Here is a 7001-nt window from a genome sequence, read left to right on the forward strand (position 1 = left end):
CAGGCGGAAGCCGGCACCCGGCGCGGCCGCCACGTCCAGGCTGCCGCCGTACTGGCTCAGGCGCTCGCGCATGCCGCGCAGGCCGTTGCCGGGGGCCAGGGTCTCGCAACCGCGGCCGTCGTCGCGCGCCTGGATCACCACCTGCGGGCCGTCGCGGCGCACCTCGATCCACAGATTGTCGGCCTGGGCGTGGCGCACCGCGTTGGTGATGATCTCCTGGGTGCAGCGCAGCAACACGTGCGCGCGCTCGGGATCCTCCACGGTCAGCGGCTCGTCCACCTGCAGATGGATCTGCAGCGACGGCACCCGCTCGGCCAGCGGCCGCAGCGCCGCCGCCAGGTCGATCGCGCCGCTGTCGCGCAACTGGCTGACCGCCTCGCGCACGTCGGTCAGCAGCAGCTTGGCCAGGGTATGCGCCTGCTGCACGTGCTCCTGCGCGCGGCCCTCGGTGATGTGGCCGGCCACTTCCAGGTTCAGGCTGAGCGCGGTCAGGTGGTGGCCGAGCAGGTCGTGCAATTCGCGCGAGATCCGCGTGCGCTCGTTGACCCGGGCGCTCTCGGCCAGCAGCGCGCGGGTGGCGCGCAGCTCGGCATTGAGCTGGCGCTGCTCCTCGCGCGCCTGGGTCTGCTGGCGCGCGACCAGGCTGGTGACGAAGATGAACATGGAAAAGCCGCCGTACAGCAGCGACTGCATCAGCGCCTCGAACGGCGGGAAGCCGATGGTCAGGTACACCGGCAGCACCGCCAGCTGGCTCAGCAGCAGCCAGGCCACGCCGGCGCGCACCGGCAGCAGCCAGGGGATCACCCCGGCCGCGACCATCATCAGGATGCTGCCCAGCCCGGAGCGGTGCAGGTAGCCGACCGCCAGCGCGCAGATGGTCAGCAGCACCAGCATGCCGCGGTCGTACCAGCGCACGCCGTCGCCGCTGTGCAGGCGCCGAGTCAGCAGGAAATAGACCACGCCGAAGCCCAGGTAGCTGGTCAGCAGCAGCCACACCTCGCCGCTGGGCATCCGTCCCGATTCCTCGACCGGCTCCCAGTACAGGTACAGCAACGGCATGCAGATGACGGCCCAGGTGAACAGGCCGGCATAGCGCAGGACGCGGGTATGGCTGAGATATCCCAACATGCAGCCATCTTAGGATGAACGGCGCGCATTGCACTCCCACGGAAGTCATGCCGGCGCGGCTCGCCGCCCCGGGTCGCGCGTGCGATAATCCGCCCCTGCGGTCCGCACGGGGCCGCGCGCGCATCAGCAATGGAGTCTCAATGTCGATCGTCATCCGCGACGTGCGCGAGCACGAGCTCGATTCGGTCCTGGCCCTGAACAACAACGCCGGACTGGCGATCCTGCCGCTGGATTCGGCCAAGCTGCACCGCTTCTACGAAACCGCAGAGTACTTCCGCGTCGCCGAGCGCGACGGCAACCTGGCCGGCTTCCTGGTCGGCTTCGGCAGCGACAGCGACCACGACAGCAGCAACTTCGCCTGGTTCCGCGAGCGCTACCCGCAGTTTTTCTATATCGACCGCATCGTGGTGGCCAGCCGCCGCCGCGGCGGCGGCGTCGGCCGGGCGTTCTACGCCGACGTGCAGAGCTACGCCGAGTTGCGCTACCCGCAACTGGCGTGCGAGGTTTTCCTGGATCACGGCGCCGATGCGGCGCTGCTGTTCCATGGCAGCTTCGGTTTCCGCGAAGTGGGCCAGAACACGATGAACGAAGTGGAGGTGCGTGCGAGCATGCTGTTGAAGGATCTGTGCAGTTACGCCTGGGTGCGCGAAACCTATGGCGACACCCTGCCCGACCTGCCCTGGGCCGGCCACGCCCATCGTCTGCAGCGGGCGCAGCGCCCGTCCGGGACCTGAGCGTGTCGTCGGTGAATCTGGACTTCGAGCAGGCCGGCGAACTGAAGATCGGCCAGGTCGGCATCGCCAATCTGCGCGTGCGCACGCTGGACGTGGCGCGGCTGAGCCAGGAGATGCGCGAGCGCGTGCAGCGCGCGCCCAAGCTGTTCGGCCGTGCCGCGGTGATCATCGATTTCGGCGGGCTGGCGCAGACCCCGGACGTGGCCACCGCGCAGGCGCTGCTGGACGGGCTGCGCGACGCCGGCGTGCTGCCGGTGGCGCTGGCCTACGGCACCCGCGAGATCGAGGAGCTGTCGGTGGCGCTGGGTCTGCCGCTGCTGGCCAAGTTCCGCGCGCAGTACGAACGTTTCGATGGCGGCGCGCCCGCTGCGGCGGCGACACCGGTCTCGCCGCCGCCCCCGCCTCCGCCGCCGCCCGCTCCGGCGGCGCGGCCGCAACCCGGGCGCATGCAGAAGAACGCGGTGCGCTCCGGGCAGCAGTTGTACGCGGAGAACTGCGACCTGACCGTGATGGCCACCGTCGGCGCCGGCGCCGAGGTGATCTCCGACGGCAGCATCCACATCTACGGCACGCTGCGCGGCCGTGCGCTGGCCGGCGCCCAGGGCAACACCGAGGCGCGGATCTTCTGCCGCGATTTCCACGCCGAACTGGTCGCCATTGCCGGCCACTACAAGGTGCTGGACGATATTCCCAAGGAACTGCGTGGCAAGGCCGTCCAGGTCTGGCTGGAGCAGGACCAGATCATGATCGCCGCGCAAGACTGACGCGGCCCAACCTCGAACGTATCAGGAGATAGTCCTTTGGCTGAAATTATCGTTGTCACCTCCGGCAAGGGCGGCGTCGGCAAGACCACCACCAGCGCGAGCCTGGCCTGCGGGCTGGCGCGACGCGGCAAGAAGGTCGCCGTGATCGACTTCGACGTGGGCCTGCGCAACCTCGACCTGATCATGGGCTGCGAGCGCCGCGTGGTGTACGACTTCGTCAACGTGGTGCACAACGAAGCCACGCTGAAGCAGGCGCTGATCAAGGACAAGCGCTTCGACAACCTGTTCGTGCTGGCCGCCTCGCAAACCCGCGACAAGGACGCGCTGACCCAGGAAGGCGTGGAGAAGGTGCTCAAGGACCTGGCCGCCGACGGCTTCGACTACATCGTCTGCGATTCGCCGGCCGGCATCGAGAAGGGCGCGTTCCTGGCGATGTACTTCGCCGACCGCGCAGTGGTGGTGGTCAATCCGGAAGTGTCCTCGGTGCGCGACTCCGACCGCATCCTCGGCCTGCTCGACTCCAAGACCCACAAGGCCGAGAGCGGCAAGAGCCTGCCCGCGTTCCTGCTGCTGACCCGCTACAGCCCGGCGCGCGTGGAAACCGGCGAGATGCTCAGCATCGGCGACGTGGAGGAAGTGCTCGGCCTGAAGGCGATCGGCGTGATCCCCGAATCCGGCGACGTGCTCAATGCCTCCAACAAGGGCGAGCCGGTGATCCTGGACGCCGAATCCCCGGCCGGCCAGGCCTACGAGGACGCCGTGGCGCGCATCCTCGGCGAGGAACGTCCGATGCGTTTCATCTCCGTGGAGAAGAAGGGCTTCTTCACCAAGTTGTTCGGAGGGTGAGCATGGGACTATTCGATTTCCTCAAGACCAAGAAGAACACCGCCGAAACCGCGAAGAACCGCCTGCAGATCATCATCGCGCAGGAACGCAGCCAGCGCGGCGGCCCGGACTACCTGCCGCTGCTGCAGCGCGAGCTGCTGGAAGTGATCAAGAAGTACGTCAACATCGACGCCGACGCGGTCAAGGTGGACTTGGTCAAGGACGGCGAGCACGACGTGCTCGACATCTCCGTCGCCCTGCCGGAAGGGCCGACGCCCTGAGGCCGCGCGTCGGCCGTGGCAGCCGCCGCGGCTGACGCGTCGATCCGGGCCGGCGCCGCGACGCGCTGTGCCTGCCGTGATCGGGCGCGCCCGCCGCGCCTTTTCCATCCCGACCAACTCCACACAATGCAGACCGACGCCGCCCTTCCCGCTGCCGCCGCCCAGGTGCTGACCGTGGGCACGATCGGCCTGGACGCGCCGCGTGCGCTGCTGGCTGGCTATGGGCTGACCCTGCACCGCGTCGCCGACGGCGCCGCCATTCCCGGCAGCTACTGGGGCGAGCCGGAAGCGGGGGTGATCGCCAGCGACGTCTACGTGCGCGACGACACGCCGGTGCATTCGCTGCTGCACGAAGCCTGCCACCTGATCGTGCTGCCGCCGCAGCGGCGCGCGCAGGTGCATACCGACGCCACCGACTCGGTGGAAGAGGAAGACGCCACCTGCTACCTGCAGATCGTGCTGGCCGACGCCCTGCCCGGCGTGGGCCGTGCGCGGCTGATGGCGGACATGGACGCCTGGGGCTACACCTACCGGCTGGGTTCCACCCGCGCCTGGTTCGAGCAGGACGCCGACGACGCGCGCGCCTGGCTGGCGCAACGCGGGCTGCTGCCAGCGCAAGCCTAGCCCGTCGTCCTTACGGCGCGGGCGACGGCAGCGACGCGCCGGGGCGCTTCAGCGCGCTGCTCAGGTCCAGTGTCGCGCGGGTGCCGCTGCCGGCCAGCGAATCCAGGTGCAGCGCCCAGCCCAGGTGCTCGCACAGCCGCGCGATCAGGTCCAGGCCGATGCCGCTGCCCTCGCGGCTGCCGCCGCCGCGCGCCATGCGCATGTAGATCGCGCTGATCTCTTCCGGGCTCATGCCGTGGCCGGGATCGTCGATGCAGACCACGCCCGGCGCCAACATCGTGATCTGGATCTGCCCCTTGTCGCTGTTCTCGATGGCGTTGCGCAACAGGTTGCCGATGGCGACCTGCAGGATCGCCAGCGGCGTCTCCACCTCGCACGGCGGCATCGGCGCCAGGGCCAGTTCCAGACGCTTGTCCGCGCACAGGTGGCGGTGGTCCTCGACGATCTCCGGCAGCAACTGGTCCAGCCGCACCAGGTCGCTGCCACGCGCCATCCGCGCCGGATCCTTGGCCAGCACCAGCAGCAGCGAGATGAGTTGGCCGACGCCGCTGGCGGTACGGCGGATGCGCAGCAACTGGTTGCGCACGCTGGGCGGTACGTCGTGCTGCTCCAGCGCCAGCTCGGCGGCGCCGCCGATCACCGCCACCGGCGTGCGCAGTTCGTGGCTGGTGCTGTCGATGAAGGCGCGCTCGCGCTCCACGAACAGGTCGTTGCGCGCCAGGTAGTCGTTCAGCGCTTCGGCGATCACCACCTGCTCGGCGCTGGCGCGCGGATGCACCTCGATGCGCTGCCCGGGCCGGTCCGGGCGCAGGCTGCCGATGCGCTGGGCCATGTCGATCAGCGGCTGCACCACCCGGCCCATGCCCCACGCCACCAGCGCGCCGAGCAGCAGCACCGCCACCGCGTTGGATACCAGCATCCACAGCGCCAGGTTGTCCTCATGGTCGTGCAGTTCGGTGATGTCCAGCGCCAGCGCCAGGCGACGGCCGCGCACGTCCTGCACCAGCACCACCTTCTCGCTGCCTTCCAGTTGCACTTCGTCGTGCAGGCCCGGACCCAGCGCCGTCACTGCCGGCGGTAGCGGTGCGCCACCCTCGTCGCCGTACAGGCTCACGGTGCGGGTGTCGATCCAGCGATAGTCCGGGTCGGCCGCGCTGCGCGCCAGGAAGTGGTCCAGCTCGGAGGTCAGCAACGAACGCCAGGTGAGCTGCTCGGCCTGGTCGTTGACGATGTAGCCATGCACGAACACCGCCAGCGACAGCAGCGCCGCGTAGCCCACCAGCCACAGGGTCAGCCGCTGCCGCAGACCGGCCCTAGTCGGCATGCTCGCCCTCGTGGGGACCGACCACCGCCAGGCGGTAGCCGATGCGCGGCAGGGTGTGGATCAGCTTGGCCGCGAACGGGCCATCGACGCTGCGGCGCAGGTCGTAGATGTGCGAACGCAGCATGTCCCCGTCCGGCGGCTCGTCGCCCCACAGCGCCTGCTCCAGGCGATCGCGGGTAACCGCGGCCGGGCTGGCCTGCATCAGCACCTCCAGCAGCTTGCGACAGGCCGGGTACAGATGCAGGGTGCGCCCGCCGCGGGTCACTTCCAGCGTGGACAGGTCCAGCTGCAGGTCGCCCACGCGCAGCAGCTTGCTGCGGCCGCGGCCGCTGGCGCGCACCAGCAACGCCTCCAGCCGCACTTCCAGTTCCGGCAGCGCGAACGGCTTGGTCAGGTAATCGTCGGCGCCGGCGCGGAAGCCGGCGATCTTGTCCGGCAGCTCGTCGCGCGCGGTCAGCATGATCACCGGCACGTCGGCATGGTGCTCCTCGCGCAGCGCACGCAGCACCTGCTGCCCGTCCAGGCGCGGCAGCATCCAGTCCAGGATCAGCGCGTCGTAGCGCTGGGTGGTGGCCAGGTGCAGGCCGGTCACGCCATCGGGCGCCGCGTCCAGGGTGTGGCCGCGCACCTCGAAGTAGTCGAACAGGTTGGCGACCAGGTTCCGGTTGTCTTCTATGACCAGCAGCCGCATGGGCGCGCTCGAATTCGGGGGACGGACCTGCCCATGCTAGCGGAAGCGTGTCGGAACGAAGTCAGAACGGCCGCGCGCCTTGATCGAATCTCAATAAAACCTGGAAAGGATCCCAACACGGCGCCGTCAGGCTGCCTTCCGCGCCGGCCACCGGCACGCGTGGCCCGGCGCTTGCATCAGTGCGGCGGTGCGCAACCTTCGCTGAAGCCCTGGCCCTCTCACCGGCAGTTCCGACAGCTATCCGACACCGGCAACCCGACCATGCCCCCACTTTCCCGCCGTCCCTGGCCGCTTTCGTCGACCATGATCAGTACGCCCCTGCGATTGTCCGCTGCGGCGGCGCCCCACCTCGGCGCACGCCGGCATTTCTATTTTTTCCACCTCTGGGTGCCGCTGGCGCTGGTGCTGCTGGCCAGTGGCGTGCTGATGGGCCTGGGTGGGGATTTCTGGATCGCCGACCTGCTGTATCGCTGGGAAGGCGGGCAGTGGGCGCTGAAGGATGCGGCGCTGACCCGTAGCCTGATCCACCACGACGGCAAGATGCTGAGCGCCGCGGCATGGGCGGTGACCGCCGCGCTGGCAGTGTGGGCCTGGCGCCGTCCGGATGCCCGCCGCTACCGGCTGCCGCTG

8 protein-coding genes and 1 pseudogene are annotated in these 7001 nt (G+C 69.4%); 6 read left to right on the forward strand and 3 right to left on the reverse strand.

What is annotated here, in order from left to right; translation table 11 throughout:
- Positions 1 to 1128 (reverse strand): sensor histidine kinase (locus tag D180_RS02265; protein WP_017911503.1); only part of this gene is annotated, 1128 nt, incomplete at its 3' end.
- Between the two features lie 140 nt (positions 1129 to 1268).
- Between D180_RS02265 and D180_RS02270 the strand changes: the two genes are divergently transcribed.
- The 5 genes from D180_RS02270 to D180_RS02290 all read left to right on the forward strand — a co-directional run bounded on the left by D180_RS02270 (position 1269) and on the right by D180_RS02290 (position 4356).
- The gene (locus D180_RS02270) at positions 1269 to 1862 is read left to right on the forward strand and encodes a GNAT family N-acetyltransferase (protein ID WP_017911504.1); all 594 of its coding nucleotides are present in this window, start codon (positions 1269 to 1271) and stop codon (positions 1860 to 1862) included.
- Positions 1863 to 1864: 2 nt separating this feature from the next.
- On the forward strand, positions 1865 to 2626 hold the full coding sequence (gene minC / locus D180_RS02275) for a septum site-determining protein MinC (RefSeq protein ID WP_017911505.1): 762 nt from the start codon (positions 1865 to 1867) through the stop codon (positions 2624 to 2626).
- A gap of 36 nt (positions 2627 to 2662) precedes the next feature.
- Positions 2663 to 3472, forward strand: coding sequence for a septum site-determining protein MinD (gene minD, locus D180_RS02280; RefSeq protein WP_010340244.1), 810 nt, complete (start codon positions 2663 to 2665; stop codon positions 3470 to 3472).
- Positions 3473 to 3474: 2 nt separating this feature from the next.
- Positions 3475 to 3732, forward strand: coding sequence for a cell division topological specificity factor MinE (minE, locus tag D180_RS02285; RefSeq protein WP_017910131.1), 258 nt, complete (start codon positions 3475 to 3477; stop codon positions 3730 to 3732).
- Positions 3733 to 3858: 126 nt separating this feature from the next.
- Positions 3859 to 4356 (forward strand): hypothetical protein, encoded by a 498-nt coding sequence (locus D180_RS02290; RefSeq protein WP_017911506.1) that lies wholly within the window; start codon positions 3859 to 3861, stop codon positions 4354 to 4356.
- Positions 4357 to 4366: 10 nt separating this feature from the next.
- On the opposite strand, the gene D180_RS02295 is transcribed toward D180_RS02290, so the two are convergent.
- Both D180_RS02295 and D180_RS02300 read right to left on the reverse strand, forming a co-directional pair.
- Complete coding sequence (locus D180_RS02295; protein WP_017911507.1) at positions 4367 to 5680, reverse strand: HAMP domain-containing sensor histidine kinase; 1314 nt, start codon at positions 5678 to 5680, stop codon at positions 4367 to 4369.
- Entirely contained in the window at positions 5670 to 6371 is a 702-nt protein-coding gene (locus tag D180_RS02300; protein ID WP_010340248.1) for a response regulator transcription factor, read from the reverse strand. The genes D180_RS02295 and D180_RS02300 overlap by 11 nt, the downstream gene beginning before the upstream one ends.
- Positions 6372 to 6674: 303 nt before the next feature.
- Between D180_RS02300 and D180_RS02305 the strand changes: the two are divergent.
- Positions 6675 to 7001 (forward strand): annotated as a pseudogene (locus D180_RS02305) (hypothetical protein); the annotation flags it as partial.

Origin of the sequence: Xanthomonas sp. SHU 166 (genome assembly GCF_000364685.1) — a bacterium.
Taxonomy (GTDB): Bacteria; Pseudomonadota; Gammaproteobacteria; order Xanthomonadales; family Xanthomonadaceae; genus Xanthomonas_A; species Xanthomonas_A sontii.